28 protein-coding genes and 2 tRNA genes are annotated in these 22,435 nt (G+C 61.2%); 21 read left to right on the top strand and 9 right to left on the bottom strand.

The window, feature by feature from the left end; translation table 11 throughout:
• Positions 1-74: 74 nt before the first annotated feature.
• The 5 genes from hisA to LOY37_RS25540 all read right to left on the bottom strand — a co-directional run bounded on the left by hisA (position 75) and on the right by LOY37_RS25540 (position 4,262).
• The gene (gene hisA, locus LOY37_RS25520) at positions 75-824 is read right to left on the bottom strand and encodes a 1-(5-phosphoribosyl)-5-[(5-phosphoribosylamino)methylideneamino]imidazole-4-carboxamide isomerase (protein WP_093378627.1); all 750 of its coding nucleotides are present in this window, start codon (positions 822-824) and stop codon (positions 75-77) included.
• A gap of 85 nt (positions 825-909) precedes the next feature.
• Positions 910-1,173 carry a DUF2164 domain-containing protein gene (locus LOY37_RS25525; protein ID WP_036995008.1) on the bottom strand — a complete coding sequence of 88 codons (264 nt, stop codon included), beginning with the start codon at positions 1,171-1,173 and terminating at the stop codon, positions 910-912.
• A complete protein-coding gene (gene hisH / locus LOY37_RS25530) occupies positions 1,173-1,811 on the bottom strand; it encodes an imidazole glycerol phosphate synthase subunit HisH (protein WP_045202336.1) in 639 nt (212 codons plus the stop codon). Before hisH ends, LOY37_RS25525 begins: the two co-directional genes overlap by 1 nt.
• A complete protein-coding gene (hisB, locus tag LOY37_RS25535) occupies positions 1,811-2,404 on the bottom strand; it encodes an imidazoleglycerol-phosphate dehydratase HisB (protein ID WP_028942262.1) in 594 nt (197 codons plus the stop codon). Before hisB ends, hisH begins: the two co-directional genes overlap by 1 nt.
• 196 nt (positions 2,405-2,600) lie before the next feature.
• Positions 2,601-4,262 (bottom strand): OFA family MFS transporter, encoded by a 1,662-nt coding sequence (locus LOY37_RS25540; RefSeq protein ID WP_195885213.1) that lies wholly within the window; start codon positions 4,260-4,262, stop codon positions 2,601-2,603.
• 339 nt (positions 4,263-4,601) lie between these two features.
• Here LOY37_RS25540 and LOY37_RS25545 point away from each other — a divergent pair, with 339 nt between their 5' ends.
• The 5 genes from LOY37_RS25545 to LOY37_RS25565 all read left to right on the top strand — a co-directional run bounded on the left by LOY37_RS25545 (position 4,602) and on the right by LOY37_RS25565 (position 8,865).
• Complete coding sequence (locus LOY37_RS25545) at positions 4,602-6,842, top strand: AsmA family protein (RefSeq protein WP_258715986.1); 2,241 nt, start codon at positions 4,602-4,604, stop codon at positions 6,840-6,842.
• Complete coding sequence (gene mutY / locus LOY37_RS25550; protein ID WP_258715987.1) at positions 6,839-7,906, top strand: A/G-specific adenine glycosylase; 1,068 nt, start codon at positions 6,839-6,841, stop codon at positions 7,904-7,906. Before LOY37_RS25545 ends, mutY begins: the two co-directional genes overlap by 4 nt.
• A complete protein-coding gene (locus tag LOY37_RS25555) occupies positions 7,903-8,175 on the top strand; it encodes an oxidative damage protection protein (RefSeq protein WP_115084908.1) in 273 nt (90 codons plus the stop codon). The genes mutY and LOY37_RS25555 overlap by 4 nt, the downstream gene beginning before the upstream one ends.
• A 91-nt stretch (positions 8,176-8,266) precedes the next feature.
• A tRNA-Phe gene (locus LOY37_RS25560) sits at positions 8,267-8,342 on the top strand.
• Between the two features lie 118 nt (positions 8,343-8,460).
• Complete coding sequence (locus LOY37_RS25565) at positions 8,461-8,865, top strand: hypothetical protein (protein WP_258715988.1); 405 nt, start codon at positions 8,461-8,463, stop codon at positions 8,863-8,865.
• On the opposite strand, the gene LOY37_RS25570 is transcribed toward LOY37_RS25565, so the two are convergent.
• A complete protein-coding gene (locus LOY37_RS25570) occupies positions 8,862-9,398 on the bottom strand; it encodes a TetR/AcrR family transcriptional regulator (RefSeq protein WP_258715989.1) in 537 nt (178 codons plus the stop codon). The genes LOY37_RS25565 and LOY37_RS25570 overlap by 4 nt on opposite strands.
• 108 nt (positions 9,399-9,506) lie before the next feature.
• Here LOY37_RS25570 and LOY37_RS25575 point away from each other — a divergent pair, with 108 nt between their 5' ends.
• The 5 genes from LOY37_RS25575 (at position 9,507) to LOY37_RS25595 (ending at position 12,325) form a co-directional block, all read left to right on the top strand.
• Complete coding sequence (locus LOY37_RS25575) at positions 9,507-9,995, top strand: HPP family protein (RefSeq protein ID WP_093378607.1); 489 nt, start codon at positions 9,507-9,509, stop codon at positions 9,993-9,995.
• Positions 9,996-10,093: 98 nt separating this feature from the next.
• Entirely contained in the window at positions 10,094-11,128 is a 1,035-nt protein-coding gene (gene ppk2, locus LOY37_RS25580) for a polyphosphate kinase 2 (protein ID WP_258715990.1), read from the top strand.
• A gap of 91 nt (positions 11,129-11,219) precedes the next feature.
• Positions 11,220-11,657: a hypothetical protein gene (locus LOY37_RS25585; RefSeq protein WP_045202356.1), complete on the top strand. Its 438-nt coding sequence runs from the start codon at positions 11,220-11,222 to the stop codon at positions 11,655-11,657.
• 151 nt (positions 11,658-11,808) lie between these two features.
• Positions 11,809-12,066: a CopG family ribbon-helix-helix protein gene (locus tag LOY37_RS25590; RefSeq protein ID WP_045202358.1), complete on the top strand. Its 258-nt coding sequence runs from the start codon at positions 11,809-11,811 to the stop codon at positions 12,064-12,066.
• A complete protein-coding gene (locus LOY37_RS25595; protein WP_258715991.1) occupies positions 12,041-12,325 on the top strand; it encodes a type II toxin-antitoxin system RelE/ParE family toxin in 285 nt (94 codons plus the stop codon). The genes LOY37_RS25590 and LOY37_RS25595 overlap by 26 nt, the downstream gene beginning before the upstream one ends.
• Positions 12,326-12,421: 96 nt before the next feature.
• Here LOY37_RS25595 and gabP read toward each other — a convergent pair whose 3' ends face one another.
• A complete protein-coding gene (gene gabP / locus LOY37_RS25600; protein ID WP_258595238.1) occupies positions 12,422-13,816 on the bottom strand; it encodes a GABA permease in 1,395 nt (464 codons plus the stop codon).
• Between the two features lie 609 nt (positions 13,817-14,425).
• Here gabP and LOY37_RS25605 point away from each other — a divergent pair.
• Genes LOY37_RS25605 through LOY37_RS25625 form a run of 5 tightly spaced genes read left to right on the top strand, consistent with a single transcriptional unit; the run spans position 14,426 to position 18,679 of the window.
• Positions 14,426-15,199, top strand: a complete 774-nt coding sequence (locus LOY37_RS25605; RefSeq protein ID WP_038998282.1) for an ABC transporter ATP-binding protein — start codon at positions 14,426-14,428, stop codon at positions 15,197-15,199.
• Positions 15,200-15,212: 13 nt separating this feature from the next.
• Entirely contained in the window at positions 15,213-15,974 is a 762-nt protein-coding gene (locus LOY37_RS25610; RefSeq protein WP_123565278.1) for an ABC transporter substrate-binding protein, read from the top strand.
• Between the two features lie 57 nt (positions 15,975-16,031).
• Positions 16,032-16,727 carry an ABC transporter permease gene (locus LOY37_RS25615; RefSeq protein WP_045202307.1) on the top strand — a complete coding sequence of 232 codons (696 nt, stop codon included), beginning with the start codon at positions 16,032-16,034 and terminating at the stop codon, positions 16,725-16,727.
• Positions 16,724-17,413: an ABC transporter permease gene (locus tag LOY37_RS25620; protein ID WP_093378590.1), complete on the top strand. Its 690-nt coding sequence runs from the start codon at positions 16,724-16,726 to the stop codon at positions 17,411-17,413. Before LOY37_RS25615 ends, LOY37_RS25620 begins: the two co-directional genes overlap by 4 nt.
• A gap of 45 nt (positions 17,414-17,458) precedes the next feature.
• A complete protein-coding gene (locus tag LOY37_RS25625; protein ID WP_258715992.1) occupies positions 17,459-18,679 on the top strand; it encodes an SAM-dependent methyltransferase in 1,221 nt (406 codons plus the stop codon).
• Positions 18,680-18,909: 230 nt separating this feature from the next.
• On the opposite strand, the gene mdtI is transcribed toward LOY37_RS25625, so the two are convergent.
• Positions 18,910-19,239 carry a multidrug/spermidine efflux SMR transporter subunit MdtI gene (gene mdtI / locus LOY37_RS25630; RefSeq protein WP_038998274.1) on the bottom strand — a complete coding sequence of 110 codons (330 nt, stop codon included), beginning with the start codon at positions 19,237-19,239 and terminating at the stop codon, positions 18,910-18,912.
• Complete coding sequence (locus LOY37_RS25635; protein ID WP_038998273.1) at positions 19,233-19,592, bottom strand: multidrug/spermidine efflux SMR transporter subunit MdtJ; 360 nt, start codon at positions 19,590-19,592, stop codon at positions 19,233-19,235. Before LOY37_RS25635 ends, mdtI begins: the two co-directional genes overlap by 7 nt.
• A gap of 490 nt (positions 19,593-20,082) precedes the next feature.
• On the opposite strand from LOY37_RS25635, the gene LOY37_RS25640 reads away from it, so the two are divergent.
• The 6 genes from LOY37_RS25640 (at position 20,083) to LOY37_RS25665 (ending at position 21,971) form a co-directional block, all read left to right on the top strand.
• Positions 20,083-20,661 carry a hypothetical protein gene (locus LOY37_RS25640; protein WP_258715993.1) on the top strand — a complete coding sequence of 193 codons (579 nt, stop codon included), beginning with the start codon at positions 20,083-20,085 and terminating at the stop codon, positions 20,659-20,661.
• Between the two features lie 9 nt (positions 20,662-20,670).
• The gene (locus LOY37_RS25645) at positions 20,671-20,877 is read left to right on the top strand and encodes a helix-turn-helix transcriptional regulator (protein WP_010221299.1); all 207 of its coding nucleotides are present in this window, start codon (positions 20,671-20,673) and stop codon (positions 20,875-20,877) included.
• 18 nt (positions 20,878-20,895) lie between these two features.
• Positions 20,896-21,276 (top strand): hypothetical protein, encoded by a 381-nt coding sequence (locus tag LOY37_RS25650; protein ID WP_093378578.1) that lies wholly within the window; start codon positions 20,896-20,898, stop codon positions 21,274-21,276.
• A gap of 24 nt (positions 21,277-21,300) precedes the next feature.
• Complete coding sequence (locus LOY37_RS25655; protein ID WP_123565275.1) at positions 21,301-21,507, top strand: hypothetical protein; 207 nt, start codon at positions 21,301-21,303, stop codon at positions 21,505-21,507.
• A 24-nt stretch (positions 21,508-21,531) separates the two neighbouring features.
• Complete coding sequence (locus tag LOY37_RS25660; protein WP_258715994.1) at positions 21,532-21,798, top strand: hypothetical protein; 267 nt, start codon at positions 21,532-21,534, stop codon at positions 21,796-21,798.
• A gap of 97 nt (positions 21,799-21,895) precedes the next feature.
• Positions 21,896-21,971: transfer RNA gene (locus tag LOY37_RS25665), tRNA-Thr, on the top strand.
• The last annotated feature ends 464 nt before the right edge of the window (positions 21,972-22,435 follow it).

Consider the following 22,435-nt stretch of genomic DNA (forward strand, 5'->3'; position numbering starts at 1 on the left):
TCGAGTTGCAAGCTTCAAGCTTCAAGCTGCAAGAAAGAGCGACTCGGTCGCGCTTTTGACTTGCAGCTTGCAGCTTACGACTTGGAGCTAGCCGAATAGGCGTCACAGAAGGCTTGCGCCTCGGCGACATCCAGGGTGCCTTCGTAGATGGCGCGGCCGGTGATCGCACCGATGATGCCTGGCGCCTTGGCGTCGAGCAGGGCCTTGATGTCACCGAGGTTGTGGATACCGCCAGAGGCGATCACCGGGATCTTGGTGGCAGCGGCCAGGGCGGCGGTGAAGGGCACGTTGCAGCCCTGCATCATGCCGTCTTTGGCGATGTCGGTGTAGACGATGGCCGAGACGCCGTCGGCTTCGAAACGCTTGGCCAGGTCAATGACCTGCACCGAGCTGACTTCTGCCCAGCCGTCGGTGGCGACGAAACCGTCCTTGGCATCCAGGCCGACGATCACTTTGCCCGGGAAGGCGCGGCAGGCTTCGGCGACGAACTCCGGCTCTTTCACCGCCTTGGTGCCGATGATCACGTAGCTGACGCCGGCCTTGACGTAGTGCTCGATGGTTTCCAGCGAACGGATACCGCCACCGATCTGGATCGGCAGGTTCGGGTAGCGCTTGGCAATCGCGGTGACTACTTCACCGTTGACCGGCTGGCCTTCGAAGGCGCCATTGAGGTCAACCAGATGCAGGCGGCGGCAGCCCCCTTCAACCCATTTGGCGGCCATGCTCACCGGGTCGTCGGAGAATACCGTGGAGTCTTCCATGCGGCCCTGGCGCAGGCGTACGCAAGCACCGTCCTTGAGATCGATAGCGGGGATAATCAGCATGCTTTTTTCCTTCGTAAAAAAGAGCTGCAAGTTGCTAGCTACAAGCTGCAAGCATGCGCGTCTGTTCTCTTGCAGCTTGTCGCTTTCAGCTGCCTTTCTCTAGCGACCAGAGGTCGCTCTCGATACTCTCGAACCGTTCCTTGAGGTGGTTCTGCACATCGAAAATCGCCCTGTTGTAGTAGTGCGGGGCAATCTCTTTGGTGAACAGTTCCAGGACCTCGGCCACCTCGAACGACCCCAGCTGCAGCTCGAAACGGTCTTCGAGAAAGCGCTTGAGGGTATCGAGCGCTTCACGCTCCTGTTCCGGCGCCAGCGTGAGGATCGGCGGCTTGGCCCTGGACTTGCCCATTACCAGCGCCCGTCCCAGGCGGCGAAGTTCTGCAGCAGCTGCAGGCCATGGGTATGGCTCTTCTCCGGGTGGAACTGCACGGCAAAGCGCGAGCCTTCGGCCAGCGCTGCGGCGAAGTCGACGCCGTAATGGCCGCTACCGACCACCTGGCCCGGCTTGCCGGCGGTGATGTAGTAGCTGTGCACGAAGTAGAAGCGCGCACGCTCGGGGATGTTGTGCCACAGCGGGTGATCGATGCTCTGGGCGACTTCGTTCCAGCCCATGTGCGGCACTTTCAGGTGCTCGCCGTCTTCGTGCAGGTCTTTGCCGAAAAAGCGCACATTGCCCGGGAACAGGCCGATGCAATCGACGCCGTCGTTCTCTTCACTGTGATCGAGCAGCGCCTGCATGCCCACACAGATGCCGAGGAACGGCCTGTCCTGGCTGACTTCGCGCACCAGGCTGTCGAAGCCCAGGCGGCGGATTTCGGCCATGCAGTCGCGGATCGCGCCAACACCGGGGAACACCACGCGGTCGGCTTCGCGAATCACCTCGGCGTCGCTGGTGATCAGAACCTTGCCGGCGCCCACGTGCTCGAGGGCCTTGGCCACCGAGTGCAGGTTACCCATGCCATAGTCGATAACGGCAACCGTCTGCATTACAGGCAACCCTTGGTCGATGGCATCTGCCCGGCCATGCGCTCGTCCAGCTCGATGGCCATACGCAGCGCGCGGCCGAAGGCCTTGAACACGGTCTCGATCTGGTGGTGGGTGTTGTGCCCACGCAGGTTGTCGATGTGCAGGGTGACGTTGGCGTGGTTGACGAAGCCCTGGAAGAACTCCTGGAACAGGTCGACATCGAAGCCGCCCACCGAAGCGCGGGTGTATGGCACATGCATTTGCAGGCCCGGGCGGCCGGAGAAGTCGATGACCACCCGCGACAGCGCTTCGTCCAGCGGCACGTAGGCATGGCCGTAGCGGCGGATGCCCTTCTTGTCGCCGATGGCCTGGTTGAAGGCCTGGCCGAGGGTGATACCGACGTCTTCGACAGTATGGTGATCGTCGATATGCAGGTCGCCCTTGCACTCGATATCGAGGTCGATCAGCCCATGTCGGGCGATCTGGTCGAGCATATGTTCAAGGAAAGGCACACCGATATCGAATCGGGCCTTGCCGCTGCCATCCAGGTTGATCGAGGCCTTGATCTGGGTCTCCAGAGTATTGCGCTCGACGGAAGCCTTACGTTCGACCATCACCAGCTCCGCAAAATCATTGGGCGAAAAAGGTGACCATTATAGGCCCAGAAGCACGCGGCTTGAAACGCAGATGACGCGTGGCAGGGAATTTACCTGCGATCCGGCAATTTTCAGCTACTTCATGTAGGAGCGGGCTTGCCCCGCGATCGAATGCGGGTTCATCGCGGGGCAAGCCCGCTCCTACAGGGCAGACCTAGTTGAACAACACCGCAGTCTTCTGCAACGTCACCCAGATCCCCCAGGCCAGCGGCACCCCGACCACCAGCCAGGCCGCCAGCACCAAAGGCTTGCTGGCCGGGTCGGCCTTCCACTCCAGTACGCGCTCGCTGGCGCTGCCCTGGTCGTGGCTCAGGGCCCGTTCGGCGGCAAGCTCGGCATCGGTCATGAAGTACTTGTCGGCCACCGGCCGCACCAGCGCATTGCAGACAAAGCCCAGCACCAGCAGCCCGGCGAGGATGTACAGAGTGATGTCATAGGCCGCCGCCCGCGGCACGCCCAGCGCCAGCTGATACTCGCGCAGGTAGGTGATCAGCACCGGGCCCAGCACCCCGGCTGCGGCCCAGGCGGTCAGCAGGCGACCGTGAATGGCACCGACCATCTGCGTACCGAACAAGTCGGCCAGGTACGCCGGCACCGTGGCAAAACCGCCGCCGTACATCGACAGGATGATGCAGAACGCCGCCACGAACAGGGCGATGTTGCCCAGGTGGCCCATGTTCGGCACCAGCGCATACAGAGCCACGCCCAGGGCGAAGAACGCGAAATAGGTGTTTTTGCGCCCGATATAGTCGGAGAACGACGCCCAGAAGAAGCGCCCTCCAATGTTGAACAGGCTGAGCAAACCGGTAAAACCGGCGGCAATCGCGGCGATCTGGCCCAATTGCGCGGCGTTGAGCTGGCTGAAACTCAGGTCATTGCCCAGCAGCTTGCCGGCAAAAACCTCCTGCAGCAGCGGCGAAGCCATGCCGAGAATGCCGATACCTGCCGAAACGTTCAGGCACAAAACCAGCCAGATCAACACAAACTGCGGGGTTTTCCACGCCACACTGACATGCACATGGCGATGGGTGATCATCGCGTTGCCGGCTTTTTTCAGCGGCGCAGTCCAGCCTTCAGGCTTCCAGCCGGTAGGCGGCACGCGATAGGCCAGGGCGCCGCCGAGCATGAACACGAAGTAGATCACCGCCATGACCACGAAGCTCTGCCAGACCCCAACGTCGCCGGGCGTAGCGAAGTGGTTCATCAGCGCTGCCGCCAGCGGCGCGCCGACCATGGCGCCGCCGCCAAAACCCATGATCGCCATGCCGGTGGCCATGCCGCGTTTATCCGGGAACCACTTGATCAGGGTCGAGACCGGGGAAATATAGCCAAGCCCCAGGCCAATACCGCCGATCACCCCGGAGCCCAGCCACATCAGCCACAGTTGGTGGGTATAGACGCCAAAGGCGGAAATCAGCAGGCCGCCGCACCAGCACAGGGTCGAGACCACCCCGGCCTTGCGCGGCCCGGCGTGCTCCAGCCAGCCGCCCCAGATGGCCGCCGAGCACCCCAGGAAGACAAAGAACAGCGTGTAGATCCAGCTGAGCATCGAGATCGGCCAGTCGCACTCGGTGGTGAACATGCGCATCAGGAAGTGGGTCTGTTCCGAGCAGACAACCGGCGCACTGATGCCGATGGCCTGCGACAGCGGCAACCAGAACACCGAAAAACCGTAGGCCATGCCGATGCACAGGTGGATGGCCAGGGCCGCTGGCGGTACCAACCAGCGGTTGAAGCCCGGACGGGCGATGATCCGCTCCTTGGACAGGAAGCCGGGCGCGCTGGCGACGGTTCCGGCCGTGATGCTGCTGCTCATTGTTGTGTTCCCCTCGTAGGAATGAAGCGCTCACCGCCCGCGACCTTGGCGCTTTGGCAACTGGTCGTTGTTATTGGCGAACGGCCCCGTTTGCGCGACAAATGGCCGCAGCAGGGCCTGAGAGCGGCGAGAGAGTAGCATTTGCCGTGGTCACTTAGCGCTAACTGATACCGTCGTTTGTTCTGCAACTGATCCCCCCGGCAAGGAACTGTCATGCCATGCGTTGTCGAATCCGACACTTATGCAGGACTAAACCTTCGCCCCATATCACCCAGCGGTGATAACCGCAGCGCTATACTCTGCGGCTGAATTTAGAAATCGGACTACAAGGACTCGCCCATGAAAGCGTTCGGCAAAATCCTGGGGCTGGTGCTTCTCGGGTTGTTGCTGATCATTGTGGCTCTGGGCTTCGCCCTGACCCACCTCTTCGATCCCAACGACTACAAAGACGAGATTCGCCAGCTGGCACGCGACAAGGCCCACGTCGAGCTGACGCTCAATGGCGACATTGGCTGGAGCCTGTTCCCGTGGCTGGGCCTTGAGCTGCATGAAGCCAGCATCGCCACCCTGAACAACCCGAAAGTGCCGTTTGCCGACCTGCAGATGCTTGGCCTGTCGGTACGCGTGCTGCCGTTGCTGCGCCGTGAAGTGCAAATGAGCGATGTGCGCGTCGAGGGCCTGAACCTGACCCTGAGCCGTGACGAAAATGGCCACGGTAACTGGGAAGACATCGGCAAGCCACTGCCCGCTGCCACCCCGGCCCCGGCCGAAAGCGCCAGCACTGCCCCGGCCCAGGCTAGCAGCGCCAGCGCCAGCGCCAGCGAGCGCCCGGTCAAGCTCGATATCGACAGCCTGACCGTCAACAACGCCCGCGTGCAGTACAACGATGCCCGCAGCGGCCAGAGCTTCGGCGCCGAAAGCATCCAGCTGAGCACCGGCGCGGTGCATGAAGGGGTGAACATCCCGCTGAAGATGACCGCCTTCCTAAGTTCCGGCCAGCCAGTGGTCAAAGCGCGCACCGAGCTTAACGGCGAGCTGCGCTTCGATCGCCGGCTCAAGCGCTACCAGTTCGAAGACATGAAACTCAGCGGCGAAGCCTCGGGCGAGCCGCTGCAAGGCAAGACCATGACCTTCGCCGCCCAGGGCCAGTTGCTGGTCGATCTGGCGGCCAACGTCGCCGAATGGAACGGCCTCAAGCTCTCGGCCAACCAGCTGCGCGCCCTCGGCGAGCTGAACCTGCGCGACCTCGACAAAACCCCGCAACTGAGCGGCGGCCTGTCGATTGCCCAATTCGACCTGCGCAACTTCCTCGACAGCATCGGCCACCCGCTGCCGGCCTCGGCCGACGCCAGCACCCTGGGCAAGGTCGAGCTGGTCACCCGCCTGCAAGGCACGCCGAACAGCCTGGCCCTGGAAGACCTGGCGATCAAGCTCGACGACAGCACCTTCAGCGGCCGCCTGGCCATTGAAGACTTCGCCAAGCAGGCCCTGCGCGTGCAGCTCAAGGCCGACAAGTTCGACGCCGACCGCTACCTGCTGGCCAAGAGCGAGGCAGCCCAGGGCGCCAAGGCCGCACGCCAGGCCGAAGTGCAGAGCAAAGAGGCCGGTGCCCTCGCCGGTGCCGGTACCACGCCGCTGCCCGACGCGCCGACCCAGGTGGCCTGGAGCAACGACAAGCTACTGCCGGTTGACCGCCTGCGCAAGGTCGACCTGCAGGCCGACCTGACATTTGGCCAGCTGACCCTGGACAAGCTGCCGATCGAAAACGCCCACCTCAAGGCCCAGGGCCAAGGCGGCCTGATCACCCTGGAAACCCTGCGCGGCGGCCTGTACAACGGCGACTTCGAAAGCAAGGGCACACTCGATGTACGCCCAGCCGTGCCGCAGATTGGTCTTAACACCCGCATCAACCGGGTGCCGGTCGAGCACTTCATCAAGAGCGAAACCGGCACGCCACCGGTCAAGGGTCTGTTGACCCTCAACAGCGACCTGACCGCCACCGGCAACAGCCAGAAAGCCCTGGTCGACACCCTCAACGGCAACGCCAGCTTCGTCATCAACGACGGTATCCTGGTCAACGCCAACCTCGAACAGCAACTGTGCCAGGCCATCGCCACCCTCAACCGCAAGGCCCTGAGTGGCGAGCCACGCGGCAAGGACACGCCGTTCCAGGAGCTCAAGGGCAGCCTGGTAATGCGTAACGGCGTGGCCAGCAACCCTGACCTCAAGGCACGCATTCCCGGCCTGACCGTCAACGGCCATGGCGACCTCGACCTGCGCGTGCTGGGCATGGACTACCGCATTGGCGTGATCGTCGAGGGCGACAAGCGCGACATGCCCGACCCGGCCTGCCAGGTCGGCGAGCGCTATGTCGGCCTTGAACTGCCGTTGCGCTGCCGTGGCCCGCTGGAACTGGGCGCCAAGGCTTGCCGCCTGGATAAAGACGGCCTGGGCAAGGTCGCGGCCAAGCTGGCTGGCGACAAGGTCAGCGAAAAACTCAGCGAGAAGATCGACGAGAAGCTCGGTGACAAGGTCAGCCCGGAACTCAAGGACGCGCTCAAGGGGTTGTTCAAGCGATGAGCCCCGAGCAGTTTTCCAGCGCCGTGCTGGATTGGTACGACCGTAACGGCCGCCACGACCTGCCCTGGCAACAGGGCATCACCCCGTACCGGGTGTGGGTCTCGGAGATCATGTTGCAGCAGACCCAGGTGAGCACCGTGCTCAACTACTTCGACCGCTTCATGCAGGCGCTGCCGACGGTCCAGGCCCTGGCCGAAGCACCCGAGGATGAGGTGCTGCACCTGTGGACGGGCCTGGGTTACTACACCCGGGCGCGCAACCTGCAAAAGACCGCGAAGATCGTTGTCGAGCACTATGGCGGCGAATTCCCCCGCGATGTCGAGAAACTCACCGACCTGCCCGGCATTGGCCTGTCCACTGCCGGCGCCATTGCCAGTATCAGCATGGGCCTGCGTGCGCCGATCCTCGACGGCAACGTCAAGCGCGTGCTGGCCCGCTACACCGCGCAAGAGGGTTACCCCGGCGAGCCGAAAGTGGCCAAGGCGCTATGGGCCAATGCCGAGCGCTATACCCCGCACAGCCGGGTGAATCACTATACCCAGGCGATGATGGACCTGGGCGCGACCTTGTGTACCCGCAGCAAGCCCAGTTGCCTGCTGTGCCCGCTCAAGGTCGGTTGCGAGGCGCACATGCTCGGCCAGGAGATCCGCTACCCGGTGCCCAAGCCGCGCAAGGAGCTGCCACAAAAGCGCACGCTGATGCCACTGCTGGCCAACCACCAAGGCGCCATCCTGCTTTACCGGCGGCCTTCCACGGGCCTGTGGGGCGGGTTGTGGAGCCTGCCGGAGCTGGACAGTGTCGAACAGATCGACGACCTGGCCGACCAGCACGGCCTGAGCCTGGCCGGCAGCCAGGCGCTGGACGGCCTGACCCACACCTTCAGCCACTTCCAGCTGGCCATCGAGCCCTGGCTGGTGCGCGTCGACGCCACCAGCGACCACGTGGCCGAGGCCGACTGGCTCTGGTATAACCTCGCCACCCCGCCGCGCCTGGGCCTTGCCGCCCCGGTGAAAAAACTGCTTAAACGCGCGGCCGACGTATTGCTTACAGGAGAGTCGCGATGACCCGCACCGTAATGTGCCGCAAGTACCATAAAGAAATGCCAGGCCTGGATCGTGCCCCCTACCCGGGCGCCAAGGGCCAGGACATCTTCGAGAACATCTCGCAGCAAGCCTGGGCCGACTGGCAGAAAGAGCAGACCATGCTGATCAACGAGAAGCGCCTGAACATGATGAACGCCGAGGACCGCAAATTCCTCCAGGGCGAGATGGACAAGTTCTTCTCCGGCCAGGATTACGAGAAGGCCGAAGGCTACGTTCCACCTAGCGAATAACCCCGGAAAATCGTAAGCGACGGAATTAATTTAAAAAATTTTCAAAAAGTCGTTGACGTAAATCCGAAAAACCCTTTTAATGCGCCCCGTTGCCCAGATAGCTCAGTCGGTAGAGCAGGGGATTGAAAATCCCCGTGTCGGCGGTTCGATTCCGTCTCTGGGCACCACTAATACCGAAAAGCCCCAAGCGAAGTGATTCCTTGGGGCTTTTTTCATGCCTGCGATTTATCAGCGAACGCAGGCCTGCTCGCGCACGGAAATGCCGCGAGCTTGTCGGAGCCAGGGATGAAATCGATTGCCGTTGCCGTCGCCATACTGCTGAGCCTGACCGGCTGTGTCGGCGCAACCGTGGTGTTGCCGCACAAAGACACCTACCCCACCGCGGCCCATCGCATCCTGCGCCTGAAGAACATCACCCCCAAGGTCAGCAAATCGGAGAAATCCGACGTCACCCGCGAATGGTGCGGCGTCACCCTCTGGGCTGTGGTCGTGCCGGTGCCTTTGCTACTGCCGGTGTGCAGGACCTACAGTGAAGTGGCCTATGGCCCGGACATCGATGGCGACCAGGTCGTGCTGTTCAACGCCAGGCAGACCATCAGCTCGCCCATGTACGCCTGTGGCCCGATGATGATCCTGGCGCCGATCATCCATGGTTACGAAGGCAATCAGATCTGCGGGATGCTGCGCTAGGCCAGCGCAGCCACTATCAACCGCGCCGCCTCGAACAGCGGCACCTGCACCCCGCCGACCTGCGACGCCACGATCAACCCCTCGCCGATCAGAAACAATTGCCCCGCCGCAGCCGGCTGCTTGCACCCCGCCTGCTGGCAGGCCTGCTCAAGTGCGGCCATGACCTTGTCCTTGTGCAATCTGGCCAGCACATGGGGTGGCTCGGCCGGCCCGGCGTACTCGGCCGAGGCGTTGATGAAGGCGCAGCCGTAAAAGTCTTCAGAGCGCGCCCAGGCCTCGATGAAGTCGATATAGGCCAACGGCCGCGCTTTTGCCTCAACGGCCGCCAGAGCGCCTTCTAGGCGCGTCATGAAATCGTGATCGCGACGTTCCAGCGCCGCCTCGATCAACAACTCCTTGCTGGGGAAATGCCGGTACAGGGTTTTCTTGGTCACCCCGGCCTCCTGGCTCAACTGCTCGACCCCGGTGCCGTGGTAACCCTGGCGGTAGAACAGCTGCAGCGCCGACTCGGCGATTTTCTCGGACGTACTCATGCCACACCTTCGATCAGGACAGTTACCAGCAGTGTATACCGATCGGTTGACTTGCAGGTAAACCGATCGGTATCCTCAGCGCACATTGCCCAGCCAGAGACTGCACCCATGCCATTCAAATCCAAGGCGCCCGCCGCCCCTTCCCTGCATTTCAGCCTGCTGTCACTGATTGGCGCGGCCCTGGCGATCGGCGCCACCGGCTGGCTCAGCCAGGTGTCCGGCGCGCTGTGGCTGATGGCCCCGTTTGGCGCCAGCTGCGTGCTGGCCTTCGGTATGCCCGACTCGCCGCTGGCGCAGCCGCGCAACATCATCGGCGGCCACGTAATTGCCACCCTGGTGGGCCTGGCAGTGCTGCATACCCTCGGCGACAGTTGGTGGAGCGCAGCCCTGGCCGTCGGCCTGGCCCTGGCTGCCATGCAGCAAACCCGCACCCTGCACGCACCAGCCGGGGCCAACCCGCTGGTGGTGATCGCCAGCCACGCACCGCTGAGCTTCGTGATTACCCCGGTACTGGCCGGCTCGCTGGTGATCGTCGCCGTGGCCTGGTGCCTGAACAATGCGCGCCAGGCCAACAGCTACCCGAAATACTGGTACTGATGGCGCTATGCCAAGGGCTGTTGACCACCGTCAATATGCCCCTGGCCGGCGTCGATAAAATGCTCTGAGGATATTAGAAGGAACCAACAGGCCTCCCCATGAGCGAAGAATCCACTGCCCTGCCCCTGCCCTCGCCTGCCGCTGAAACACCTGCGAGCCCCAGCCCAAGCCCGGCACGCAAAGCTGCCACCCCCCGTCCACGGCGTCCGCGCAAGCCTGCTGTCAGCGCCGCTGCCGAAAGCGAAATCAGCGCCATCAGCCAGCAACCGGCAGCCCTGAAAGTCGCCTCGGCGCCGCGCGGCTCCAACGAGGACAGCGCCTCGGCCAAGCTGCCGGCCAGCTACCCGTACAGCAACCGCATGCGCCGCGCCGAGTACGAAAAGGCCAAGCACGAACTGCAGATCGAACTGCTCAAGGTGCAAAGCTGGGTCAAGGAAACCGGTCAGCGCATCGTCGTGCTGTTCGAAGGCCGCGACGCCGCCGGCAAGGGTGGCACCATCAAGCGCTTCATGGAGCACCTCAACCCGCGTGGCGCACGGATCGTCGCCCTGGAGAAACCTTCCGAGCAGGAGAAGGGCCAGTGGTACTTCCAGCGCTACGTCCAGCACCTGCCCACGTCCGGTGAAATGGTCTTCTTCGACCGCTCCTGGTACAACCGCGCCGGGGTCGAGCGGGTCATGGACTTTTGCTCGCCGCTGCAATACCTGGAGTTCATGCGCCAGGCGCCGGAGCTCGAACGCATGCTGTGCAACAGCGGCATCTTGCTGTTCAAGTACTGGTTCTCGGTGAACCGCGAAGAACAGCTGCGCCGCTTCATCTCCCGCCGCGACGACCCGCTCAAGCACTGGAAGCTGTCGCCGATCGACATCAAGTCGCTGGACAAGTGGGACGAATACACCGCTGCCAAGGAGGCAATGTTCTTCCACACCGACACCGCCGATGCACCGTGGACGGTAATCAAATCCGACGACAAAAAACGCGCGCGGATCAACTGCATCCGCCACTTCCTGCACTCGCTGGACTACCCCGGCAAGGACTTGAGTGTCGCCCACCAACCTGACCCCCTGCTGGTAGACCGCGCCGCGCGCGTGCTCGAAGAGGAAGACCGCGGCGAGCTGGCGCAACCGGCCTGAGCTTGCTCCAGGCCGTCGGCGGCACTTGGGTTTCCCGGCCAACTGCGATTCAATACGCAGAATTTATCCGGCTCAGCACAAGGGTTCACCGATGGCCTCCAGCAGCAAACAACAGAAACGCGCCAAGCGCGCCGCCAACAAGGCCCGCGAAAACCGCATGGTGCGTAGCGGCCAGGCGGTCAAGAGCTCGGGCGAAAGCTCCAGCGCCAGCGTCGAGCAGGTCTTCAACAAAGCCATGGAGTCGGGCAGCTATACCGCCCTGTTCGAAAAAATGAAGCAAGCCCAGGAAACCGGCCTGGTCGCGCTGATCTCGGTGTTCCTGGTCGACCCGCTGCTGACCCTGGTGCTCAAGGGCCACAAGGAAGAACACGCCACCGACTACATCGTCATGGTCTTCACCGCCTACCGCAAATGGCTGGACGGCGCCGACGAAGCCACGACCATGGCCTGGCTCGAGAGCGACGAGTTCCAGGAAGCCTACATCAGCGCGTCCGAGGCGGTGGCCAAGCAGCAGAAGAAGTTTGGCTGACAGCTTGCCTGGCTCCTGATTCCTCGGGGGCCAGATCCCCTCAAAGAGAAATCCTACATCGACCACAGGTCCCTGGCCGATTGACCATCGCCTCGACGCCACCTAACCTTTGTTGACCGTTTACAACGTATACAAAGTCAGGAGCGTAGACATGGCTTCCCCGGTTCTGTCGTTTCGCGTCGAAGCATCCCTCGCCGAAAAGCTCGATCAACTGGCAGCCGCCACCGATCGAGATCGCCAATATCACCTCAAGCGCGCTTTGCTGCGCTATGTCGAAGCCGAGTCATGGCACGTGCAGGCGATTGCTGCCGGCATCAGCGATGCCGACACTGGCAACCTGACCGACCTCTCTGAGGTCAAGGCAAAGTGGGTGAAACGCGAAGATGATTGCACTGACGGCGAAGGCTGAAAGCGACCTGGATTCGATTTTCGAGCACTATCAGCTCAAGGCAGGCAGCAAAACGGCCTTTGCAATGGTTCAGGGCATATTGAGCAGCCTGGAAATTCTCGAACACTTCCCAGGTGCAGGCCGCCCCTCGCCAGTGCCGGATGTGCGTGAGCTGGTGCTCGCCCACATCGCCTTTATTGCCCCGTACCGCTTGCTCGACGGACGGGTCCAGGTATTGCGATTTCTGCATCAGCGCAGTGAGCGACCTGAGCACTGGTAAAGCCCACCGCGTGAGCCGCGATGAGCCCGCTACGGCCAAAACAAAAAGGCCGCGATCCTCACAGATCGTGGCCTTTGTCATTGCATCCGCATCACATCAGTTGTTCAGCACCGCCCGCCCGGCCGCCTCGGCCTTGCGCTTGCGCGCCACCAGCAGCCCGGCGGCGACCACGGCAATCGACAACAAGCCGGTCGCGACGATTTCAATACGATGGTCCGGACGGATCAGCATCACCGTCAGGATGCCGACGATGAAGGCAATGGTCGCCCAGGTCAGGCCCGGGAACAGCCACATCTTGAAGGCGATCTTCTCGCCGCGCTGCATACGCTGACGACGCATGCGCAGTTGCGACACGGCGATCACCAGGTACACCAGCAAGGCAATGGCGCCGGAGCTCGCCAGCAGGAACTCGAATACCTGGGCAGGTGCCAGGTAGTTGGCGATCACGGTGAGGAACGCCGCCGCAGTCGACAGCACCACTGCCACGTATGGGGTACCGCTGGAAGTGGTGCGCTGGGCCATGGCCGGCGCATCGCCACGCTTGCTCAGGGAGAAGAGCATGCGCGAGGAGGTGTACAGCGCCGAGTTCAGGCAGCTGGTCACGGCGATCAGCACGACGATGTCGACGATCAGCTTGGCGTTGGGGATGCCCATCAGGTTGAGCACGGTCTGGTACGAACCGACTTCGGCCAGGTCACTGTTAGTCCACGGCACCAGGGCCACGACCACGAATATCGACACCAGGTAGAACAGGAAGATCCGCCAGATCACCGAGTTGGTGGCCTTGGTGATCTGCTTGCCCGGGTCTTTCGACTCGGCGGCAGCGATGGTGACGATTTCAGTCCCCATGAACGAGAACATGGTGGTCAGCATCGCTGCCAGCACCGCGCCCATGCCGTTGGGCATGAAGCCCTGGGTGTCGAACAGGTGGCTGACGCCGCTGACCTGGCTGTTGGGCAGCAGGCCGAAGATCGCAGCCACACCAAGGATGATGAAGCCAATGATCGCCACTACCTTGAGCAACGCGAACCAGAACTCGAATTCACCGTAGTTCTTCACACTGAACAGGTTGGTCGCGGTCAGCAGCAAGGTGATCACCAGGGTAAACACCCAGATGCCGATATCGGGGAACCAGGCATGCAGAATGGTTGCGGCGGCGTTGGCCTCCAGCGGAATCACCAGAACCCAGAACCACCAGTACAGCCAGCCGATAGTAAAGCCGGCCCAGTGGCCGATGGCTTTGTCGGCATACGTCGAAAACGAACCGGTATCCGGCGAGGCAACGGCCATTTCGGCCAGCATGCGCATCACCAGCACCACCAGGGTCCCGGCCGCGGCATAGGCCAGCAAGACCGCAGGGCCGGCTTCGGCGATGGCGTGGCCGGAGCCGACGAACAGCCCGGCGCCGATGACACCGGCAATCGACAGCATGGTCACATGCCGCTGCTTGAGCCCCTGAGCGAGGTCATTGGAATTGTGCGTACCGCTCATAAAACTACCTTTGCGAGAAATGGCGTTTTGATCCTGCTACTCGAGTCGCGCTCTTCAAAAAGAGTGCTACATCCTGTTGCCGATCGATAACGCAATTACCGCGCCAGGCCGATGACCGTTCGTTCGAAAATTCTCACAGTCCCGTTTAACAAGGCTTACAGGTCTTTCGGCCAAGACTTGACCGAAAGACCCTGAAAAACCGGCGGAATAGACCAATTACTGAAATACCCACTTACAAATGCCCCGGGTGCACCACACTTCGTCACCGGTAACACCTCATGCACTTCCTACGACCAAAAAGGTACAACCCAAAGGTACAACCAAAGCCTTAGATAAAGGCCCGAACCTGTGCACAAGGTCAGAAACGACTTCCCAGAAACGGCCAAAACTGGCACCATCGCGCCTTTTTTCATCAAGGCTCCGGCCCTGGAAACGAGGGTAGGCGGACATCTGCGCGACAGTCCACTGCAGCGATGCGACACCCGCCCTCCCACCAACCGATTGCCTCTCCCGACGTTATTGGCTGTCTTCGGACCGCTATGCTAGCTTGGCGCCTCGCCAGGAAGGCCGCTAACAGCAGGAGCGCACCAGAACACATGAGGACCGCACATGGCTGAGGCCACGCCCGCGCTGGAAATCCGCAACCTGCACAAACGCTACGGCGACCAGGAAATCCTCAAGGGAATTTCGCTGACCGCGCGTGATGGCGACGTGATCTCGATCCTGGGATCCTCCGGCTCCGGCAAGTCCACTCTGCTGCGCTGCATCAACCTGCTGGAAAACCCGCACCAGGGCCAGATCCTGGTGGCCGGCGAAGAGCTCAGGCTCAAGGCGGCAAAAAACGGTGAACTGGTGGCCGCCGACAACAAGCAGATCAATCGCCTGCGCAGCGAGATCGGCTTTGTCTTCCAGAATTTCAACCTGTGGCCGCACATGAGCATCCTCGACAACATCATCGAGGCGCCGCGCCGGGTGCTCGGCCAGAGCAAGGCCGAGGCCATCGAGCATGCCGAGGCGCTGCTGAACAAGGTTGGCATCCACAACAAGCGTCACAGCTACCCGGCCGAGCTGTCCGGTGGCCAGCAACAGCGTGCGGCCATTGCCCGCACCCTGGCAATGAAGCCCAAGGTTATCCTGTTCGACGAGCCGACCTCGGCCCTGGACCCGGAAATGGTCCAGGAAGTGCTCAACGTTATCCGTGCCCTCGCCGAAGAAGGCCGTACCATGCTACTGGTTACCCACGAAATGGGCTTTGCCCGCCAGGTGTCCAGCGAAGTCGTCTTCCTGCACCAGGGGCTGGTCGAAGAGCAAGGAACGCCGCAGCAGGTTTTCGAAAACCCGACCTCGGCGCGTTGTAAACAATTCATGTCCAGCAACCGCTAACGGAGCAACACGCATGCAGACCTATAAGAAATTCCTCCTGGCCGCTGCCGCCACGCTGGTGTTCTCGGCCAATGCCATGGCTGCCGAGAAACTGAAGATGGGCATCGAGGCGGCCTACCCGCCGTTCAACAACAAGGACGCCAGTGGCCAGGTCGTCGGTTTCGACAAAGACATCGGCGACGCCCTGTGCGCGAAGATGAAGGTCGAGTGTGAAGTGGTGGTTTCTGACTGGGACGGCATCATTCCCGCCCTGAACGCGAAGAAGTCCGACTTCATCATCTCCTCGCTGTCGATCACCGACGAGCGCAAGCAGGCGGTGGACTTCACCGACCCGTACTACTCGAACAAGCAGCAGTTCATCGCCCCGAAAAACGTCGACTTCAAGACTGATCCCAAGTCGCTCGAAGGCAAGACCCTCGGCACTCAGCGCGCTACCCAGGCAGCTATCTGGCTGGACGATAACGGCGGCATGGACAACAAGTTCAAGGTCAGCCTGTACGACACCCAGGAAAACGCCTACCTGGACCTGACCTCGGGACGCGTCGACGCCCTGCTGGCTGACAAATACGCCAACTACGACTGGCTCAAGTCCGAAGCCGGTAAAAACTACGAGTTCAAAGGCGATCCGGTGAACGAAAGCGACAAGGTTGGTATCGCTGTGCGCAAAGGTGACAACGAACTGCGCAACAAGCTCAACGCCGCCCTGAAAGAAATCGTTGCCGACGGCACCTACGAGAAGATCAACAACAAATACTTCCCGTTCAGCATCTATTGATTCGCCCCGACCGGCATTGCCCTGCAGGCAATGCCGGTCCCTTGAACAAACCTGCCCATGAATATTGATCTTTACGGATTCGGTCCGGCCCTGATGGCCGGGACGCTGATGACCGTCAAACTCGCATTGTCGGCCCTGCTCCTGGGGCTGGTACTGGGACTGCTTGGCGCCCTGGCCAAGACCTCACCCTACAAACCCCTGCAATGGCTGGGTGGTTTCTACTCCACACTGGTTCGCGGCGTGCCCGAGCTGCTCTGGGTGCTGTTGATCTACTTTGGCACCGTCAGCCTGATGAACCGGCTGGGCGAGCTTCTGAATATTCCCGGCCTTGAGCTCAATGCCTTTGCCGCAGGCGTGATTGCCCTGGGCCTGTGCTTCGGCGCCTATGCCACGGAAGTGTTCCGTGGTGCGCTGCTGGCGATCCCCAAGGGCCACCGTGAAGCCGGCCTGGCGCTGGGCCTGTCCAAGGGGCGGATCTTCTCCAGGCTGGTGCTGCCGCAAATGTGGCGCATCGCCCTGCCGGGGCTGGGCAATCTGTTCATGATCCTGATGAAAGACACCGCGCTGGTCTCGGTAATCGGCCTGGAAGAAATCATGCGTCATTCGCAAATCGCCGTGACCGTGAGCAAGCAACCCTTCACCTTCTACATGGTCGCCGCCATCATTTACCTGGGCCTTACCGTCCTGGCCATGACCGGCATGCACTTCATGGAAAAACGCGCCGGTCGCGGCTTCGCGAGGGCCAACCAATGAACTGGGAAGTCATCATCAAGTGGCTGCCCCGCCTGGCCCAGGGCGCCACGCTGACGCTCGAGCTGGTCGCCATCGCGGTCATCGCCGGGCTGATCCTCGCCATTCCACTGGGTATCGCCCGCTCTTCGCGGCTCTGGTACGTACGGGCCCTGCCTTACGGCTACATTTTCTTCTTCCGCGGTACGCCGCTGCTGGTGCAGCTGTTTTTGGTGTATTACGGGCTGGCCCAGTTCGATGCCGTGCGCAACAGCGCCTTGTGGCCGTACCTGCGCGATCCGTTCTGGTGCACGGTGCTGACCATGACCCTGCACACCGCCGCCTACATCGCAGAAATCCTGCGTGGCGCGCTGCAAGCCATCCCCCGTGGCGAGATCGAAGCGGCGCGGGCCCTGGGCATGTCCCGGGCCAAGGCAATGCTCTACATCATGCTGCCGCGTGCCGCCCGCATCGGCCTGCCGGCCTACAGCAACGAAGTGATCCTGATGCTCAAGGCCAGTGCCCTGGCGAGTACCGTTACCCTGCTGGAACTGACCGGCATGGCACGGACGATCATCGCCCGGACCTACCTGCCGGTGGAGATCTTCTTCGCGGCGGGCCTGTTCTACCTGCTGATCTCCTTCTTGCTGGTGCAAGCCTTCAAGCAGCTGGAACGCTGGCTGCGCGTCGACGCCTGCCAGGGTCGATAAACCTGTATAACGGGGCTGATCTCAGCCCCGTTTTCGTATCCGCTCATGACCACTGCCCTCCCCCTCTGCGCCGACCAACTGCTCAGCCGCTTCCAGGCGCTGGACGACTTTCTGCGCGAGCATCAGGCGCTGTGGCGGCCACGGCCTTTCACCCAGTTGCAACTGCCGTGGGAAACCGAATACCGCGCCCTGGCCGACTGGTTGCGCCAGCGCTCGTTGAGCGAGGCGGAAGCGGCGCACAATCACCCCGAGCAACTCGCTGCACCGGCGCCTTTTCCCCAGCTGGCACGCCGGGCGGCAGCGCTGTCTGCCATCGGCGAGTTATCCACCGTTGCCCTGCCCGCTGCTGGCCCTCGCCTGAATGTCGACGTGCCGGGGCGCAAATGGCAGCAGATCGAAGCCTTCGCCAGCCACCTGGGTTTTATCCACAGCCCACGGCACTGGCTGGACTGGTGCGCCGGCAAAGGTCATCTGGGCCGGCGCTTGCTGCAGCCTCATAGTCAGCAACTGACCTGCCTGGAATACGACCCGGCGCTGGTCGAAGCCGGCAGCGCCCTCAGCCAGCATCACCAACTGCCCGCCGAGCACCGCCTGCAGGATGTACTGGCCGATAGCGCCGCCCAGCAACTGAGCGCCGAGCACACCGCTGTCGCCCTGCACGCCTGTGGCGACCTGCATGTACGCCTGATGCAACTGGCAAGCCTCAAGGGTTGCCGCCAACTGGCCATCGCGCCGTGCTGCTACAACCGCATCCAGGCGCCGCAGTACCAGCCGTTATCCACAGCCGCCAAGGCGTCTGGCCTGCAGTTGTCGATTGATGATCTTGGCTTGCCGCTCAGCGAAACCGTTACCGCAGGTGCGCGGGTACGCCGCCAGCGTGACGAGTCCATGGCCAGGCGCCTGGGTTTTGATCTGTGGCAACGGCAGTTGCGTGGCGTAGATGAGTACCTGCCGACACCCTCGCTGCCGGTCAGTTGGCTGCACAAGCCGTTCGCCGACTACTGCCGGGGCCTTGCCGAACTCAAGGAATTGCAGCCAGGTGCCGAGCCTGATTGGCCAGCATTGGAAGCGGCCGGCTGGCAGCGCCTGGCCCAGGTGCGCAACCTGGAATTGCTGCGCAATCTGTTCCGCCGCCCGCTGGAATTATGGCTGGTGCTGGATCGCGCACTGTTCCTGGAGGAACAGTCCTATCAAGTACAGCTCGGGGTGTTTTGTGAACAGCCTCTCACCCCGCGCAACCTGCTGCTGTTGGCCGAACGCCGGTAACGGCGCTCAGCCTGTGGATAAGTCTGTGCGCAACCTTGCGCCGAACCCCAGCAAATTCGTGGATCCAAGCGCTTTCACAGGCTGGTCATTTTTTGTTCACTGATTAATCGCCAGCAAAAACAGCCATTTGCGCAAAGACCAACGGCGGGCGTTGCTCCGATGCAATGCGCACCTGTTTGGCATGCGGCTTGTGCATAAGCCTTCGCGCGAATAGCGCTAAGCAGGTTGAATCAGGCCAGTTTCAGCAGGCTCATGCCCACCAGCAACAGCGCCAGGCCCAACCAGCCGCGGCCTACCAGGCGCTGACCGAACAGTGCCCAACCCATGGCCACGGTGGCGAGGATGCCGAAGCCACCCCAGATGGCGTAAGCCAGCGACAGTTCGATATCTCGCACAGCCTGGGCTAGTGCAGTAAAGGCGGCCAGCACACAGAGAATCGAAGCAATGCCCAGGCCGCGCTTTTTAAAACCGTCGGAATACTTGAGCAGCAGGTTGGCGATCACTTCCAGCACGATCGCCAGGCCCAGCCAGGCGAAGGGAATCCAGTTCATGCTCAGCATGGCAGGGCCTCCATATTGCGCGGGGCAGGTGCGGCGCGGGTACCCGACTTGATCAGCAGGATACCGGCGATCATCACGCCCAGGCCGGCGGCCTTGAGCAGGCCCAGGCTCTCGCCCAGCCAGGTGACGCTGATCAGGGTGATCAACACGATGCCGATGCCTTCCCACAAGGCGTAGGCCACGCCCACCGGCACGCGTTTTACCGCCAGTGCCAGGAAGAAGTACGACAGGCCGATCATCAGGTACATCAACCCGTGACCAAGAATGGGGAAATGACTGGCGGCGAATTTCATCGACGCGGTACCGATCACCTCAGCGGTGATGGCGATAAACAGATAGATCCAGGAACGCATGATGCCCTCCCACGGGCGACACAAGCCGAGCGAAATCGCGCTGACGGCTGCAGACAAAAAGAGAAACGAGGCTGTTTGTCGGGGGAGGCGCTAGAGGTCGCCGGTCCAGTGACGTTCACGGGAAACCAGGCGGGAGGTGAAGAGAGGAAACGCTTTAGTGTTCAACATAATGAACAACAAATTAGCTCAAGGCATCGCTAAAGTCAAATCGATAGAAAATGACTAATTAATTTTCGCGTCTTTCAGTCCGTATTTAGGTGAAAGCCCTTAAAGGTTGCAGAAAGGTTCGTAAATTATATTACCCGGCCTGATAAAGGCATCGCGGGGCAAGCCCACCCTGTAGGAGCGGGCTTGCCCCGCGATCCCCCGTAAGATCCCACCTCACCCTCGTGTCAAAACGCCGCACCCCCGGCAAAATCACAATTAATTATTGTAATACGATAATTTTTCACAAATAATGCACCCCGCTCAACTAGCACGGAGGGAAACCATGAACAGTAAGACAGTGGCTTACGCGAGATCGCGTCTGCGAGTGATCGGTGCATTCGCCGCGGTACTCGCCTGGGGTACAGGGATCGCCGAGTTCGGCGGCAACGTACTATTGTGGGTGTTCGAAAAAGCCCAGGTGCAAGGCGCCTACCTGCAAAGCTTCGGTGAAAACATGCCGCTGCTGCTGGCCCCGGATTACCAGCCTTCGCACCTGGCCCTGGGCCTGGTGATCGGCCTGGAACTGATCCCCGCCAGCCTCTCGGCCTTTGCCTTGTACCTGACCGGCTTGTTCTTCCTGCGCCTGTCCCGGGGTGAAACCTGGACGACGCAAAACATCAAGATGCTCTGGTGGGTGGGCTTGCTGTGCATCGGCTTGCCGATGGTCTGGCCGATGATCGGCACCTTGCAGGGCCTGGCGTTCTCCATCGACCTGCCCAAAGGCGAGAGAAGCTTCAGCGTATCGATCGGTGTATCATCCCAGGCGGTTTACGAGATCATGAAAGGCATTTTCCTCTGCGCCTTCTCACTCCTCATGCGTGACGCCAAAACCATCAGCGATGAACACAACTGTTATGTCTAGCTTGCCCCTATGCCGATAATTATTCGACTCGATGTAGTCATGGCCAAGAACAAGATCCGCTCCAAGGATCTGGCCGAGATTATCGGTATTACGGAGGCGAACCTGTCGTTGCTGAAAAACGGCAAGATCAAGGGTTTCAAGATGGAAACCCTCGAGAAGCTCTGTCGCGCGTTGAACTGCCAGCCAGGTGACCTGCTGGAGTTCAGCGAGGAATGAACAAGGAACTGGCAACTCGTGAGCAATTCACTCAAATGGCGCGCTGCGCTAGTGCTGGCCGTCGGCCTGCTCGGCGGCTGCGGCCCCAGCTATACCTATAGATACTCCCCACCGCCCAGCATGGCGGGCATGAACTGCATCAACTCCTGCTCGATGGAACGCAACCACTGCAAACAGATGGCGCGCCTGCAGGAAAACAGCGACCACGCCCTGTACCAGGCCAACTACAGAAACTACCAGCTGTGCCAGGCCGGCAAGAGCAAAAAAGAAGCGCGCAAAAGCTGCTACTACCCCAGCTACCCGTTCAACAGCGGCTCCAGCTACTCCTGCGGCAGCGACTACGACAGCTGCTACCAATCTTGCGGCGGCACCATCCAGCGCATCCTCAACAAAGACTGACGCCTCGAATAAACGGAATTGACTGTGGATATCATCAGATCCATCGCCCTGCTTGCGTGCGCGTTTTACCTCAGCGGCTGCGCCTTCATGTCCGACTGGCAAGTCCCGCCACCCCGGTCCGACTGGCAAGTGCCGCCCATGCAGATGTACGGCAACCAGAGCTTCCCCGGGCCGGACTTCAGCAGAGACCGCCACGCCATCCAGCACTACCTCGACACACACAAACACTGACACTTCGACCAAACGGAATTGCCTGTGGCCATTATCAGATCCTTCCTCCTGCTGGCGTGCGCGTTCTACCTGAGCGGCTGCACCAGCGGCGACTACACCCCGATGTCTGGCTGGGAAATCCCGCAGATGCAGATATACGGCGACAAGGGCTACACCGGCCCGGCCTACAGCTGCAAGAAAAAGCACGGCTGCCGAGAGCACTGTAAAAAGCATGATTGCCGCTACAAACCGCTGATATTCGACCCCACCAAAGCCGAACCCAGCGCCACCACAATGCACCGCGGCTGGTAACAAAACACCCCGCGATGCCCGCTGAAACCGGGTATCGCGAGGAATGTTGCAGAAGTGGTTTACAGACGCAAACTGATCGCTATAATGACGCCCCTGTGCCGGTATAGCTCAGATGGTAGAGCAACTGACTTGTAATCAGTAGGTCCCGGGTTCGATTCCTGGTGCCGGCACCATACGCAGTAAAAAAGAGGCTCACCGCAAGGTGGGCCTTTTTTGTTTGCGTGGGCACACCCGCCGGTTGGGAGCAGGCTTGCCAGCAATGAGCTGCTGAAGGCGGCGTCTAAATCGCAACCGCTGTGCGCTTGATCACCTCCGCTGATCGACCCAGTTCGTCACATTCGCCACTGCGTCTCCCCCTAAGAACTTGGCCCGATCCGGTGTCAACGCCGATGCCCCAAGCCAGTGTCTTATTTCTGAGCAGTGCAGAAATAAATAGCACCCTCAAAAAAACATAATCACTCATAGAATCGGGATTTTTCCTATGTGCAGCCAAAGCCATACGAACTAATCTCTCATTGCACCTGTTAAAAAGTGCACACTTAAATCAAATAAAAAAAGGATATTCCCATGGGTATGTGGTGCTGCATGTATATCAACGAATTCAAAGTCGACCAACCCACTGACGACGAAGTAGAGT

The sequence above is a fragment of the Pseudomonas sp. B21-012 genome (assembly GCF_024749305.1).
Classification (GTDB): Bacteria; Pseudomonadota; Gammaproteobacteria; order Pseudomonadales; family Pseudomonadaceae; genus Aquipseudomonas.

What these genes read in the sequence shown, in the direction of transcription:
- LOY37_RS25575 (WP_093378607.1), top strand. Translation starts at nt 9,507, where the DNA reads ATGCCATTCAAATCCAAGGCGCCCGCCGCCCCTTCCCTGCATTTCAGC.
- LOY37_RS25540 (WP_195885213.1), bottom strand. Translation starts at nt 4,262, where the DNA reads ATGAGCAGCAGCATCACGGCCGGAACCGTCGCCAGCGCGCCCGGCTTC.
- LOY37_RS25625 (WP_258715992.1), top strand. Translation starts at nt 17,459, where the DNA reads ATGACCACTGCCCTCCCCCTCTGCGCCGACCAACTGCTCAGCCGCTTC.
- LOY37_RS25645 (WP_010221299.1), top strand. Translation starts at nt 20,671, where the DNA reads ATGCCGATAATTATTCGACTCGATGTAGTCATGGCCAAGAACAAGATC.
- LOY37_RS25605 (WP_038998282.1), top strand. Translation starts at nt 14,426, where the DNA reads ATGGCTGAGGCCACGCCCGCGCTGGAAATCCGCAACCTGCACAAACGC.
- LOY37_RS25555 (WP_115084908.1), top strand. Translation starts at nt 7,903, where the DNA reads ATGACCCGCACCGTAATGTGCCGCAAGTACCATAAAGAAATGCCAGGC.
- LOY37_RS25570 (WP_258715989.1), bottom strand. Translation starts at nt 9,398, where the DNA reads ATGAGTACGTCCGAGAAAATCGCCGAGTCGGCGCTGCAGCTGTTCTAC.
- LOY37_RS25615 (WP_045202307.1), top strand. Translation starts at nt 16,032, where the DNA reads ATGAATATTGATCTTTACGGATTCGGTCCGGCCCTGATGGCCGGGACG.
- hisH (WP_045202336.1), bottom strand. Translation starts at nt 1,811, where the DNA reads ATGCAGACGGTTGCCGTTATCGACTATGGCATGGGTAACCTGCACTCG.
- LOY37_RS25620 (WP_093378590.1), top strand. Translation starts at nt 16,724, where the DNA reads ATGAACTGGGAAGTCATCATCAAGTGGCTGCCCCGCCTGGCCCAGGGC.
- LOY37_RS25585 (WP_045202356.1), top strand. Translation starts at nt 11,220, where the DNA reads ATGGCCTCCAGCAGCAAACAACAGAAACGCGCCAAGCGCGCCGCCAAC.
- ppk2 (WP_258715990.1), top strand. Translation starts at nt 10,094, where the DNA reads ATGAGCGAAGAATCCACTGCCCTGCCCCTGCCCTCGCCTGCCGCTGAA.
- LOY37_RS25565 (WP_258715988.1), top strand. Translation starts at nt 8,461, where the DNA reads ATGAAATCGATTGCCGTTGCCGTCGCCATACTGCTGAGCCTGACCGGC.
- LOY37_RS25525 (WP_036995008.1), bottom strand. Translation starts at nt 1,173, where the DNA reads ATGGGCAAGTCCAGGGCCAAGCCGCCGATCCTCACGCTGGCGCCGGAA.
- mutY (WP_258715987.1), top strand. Translation starts at nt 6,839, where the DNA reads ATGAGCCCCGAGCAGTTTTCCAGCGCCGTGCTGGATTGGTACGACCGT.
- LOY37_RS25595 (WP_258715991.1), top strand. Translation starts at nt 12,041, where the DNA reads ATGATTGCACTGACGGCGAAGGCTGAAAGCGACCTGGATTCGATTTTC.
- mdtI (WP_038998274.1), bottom strand. Translation starts at nt 19,239, where the DNA reads ATGCTGAGCATGAACTGGATTCCCTTCGCCTGGCTGGGCCTGGCGATC.
- LOY37_RS25635 (WP_038998273.1), bottom strand. Translation starts at nt 19,592, where the DNA reads ATGCGTTCCTGGATCTATCTGTTTATCGCCATCACCGCTGAGGTGATC.
- LOY37_RS25545 (WP_258715986.1), top strand. Translation starts at nt 4,602, where the DNA reads ATGAAAGCGTTCGGCAAAATCCTGGGGCTGGTGCTTCTCGGGTTGTTG.
- hisB (WP_028942262.1), bottom strand. Translation starts at nt 2,404, where the DNA reads ATGGTCGAACGTAAGGCTTCCGTCGAGCGCAATACTCTGGAGACCCAG.
- hisA (WP_093378627.1), bottom strand. Translation starts at nt 824, where the DNA reads ATGCTGATTATCCCCGCTATCGATCTCAAGGACGGTGCTTGCGTACGC.
- LOY37_RS25590 (WP_045202358.1), top strand. Translation starts at nt 11,809, where the DNA reads ATGGCTTCCCCGGTTCTGTCGTTTCGCGTCGAAGCATCCCTCGCCGAA.
- LOY37_RS25610 (WP_123565278.1), top strand. Translation starts at nt 15,213, where the DNA reads ATGCAGACCTATAAGAAATTCCTCCTGGCCGCTGCCGCCACGCTGGTG.
- gabP (WP_258595238.1), bottom strand. Translation starts at nt 13,816, where the DNA reads ATGAGCGGTACGCACAATTCCAATGACCTCGCTCAGGGGCTCAAGCAG.
- LOY37_RS25640 (WP_258715993.1), top strand. Translation starts at nt 20,083, where the DNA reads ATGAACAGTAAGACAGTGGCTTACGCGAGATCGCGTCTGCGAGTGATC.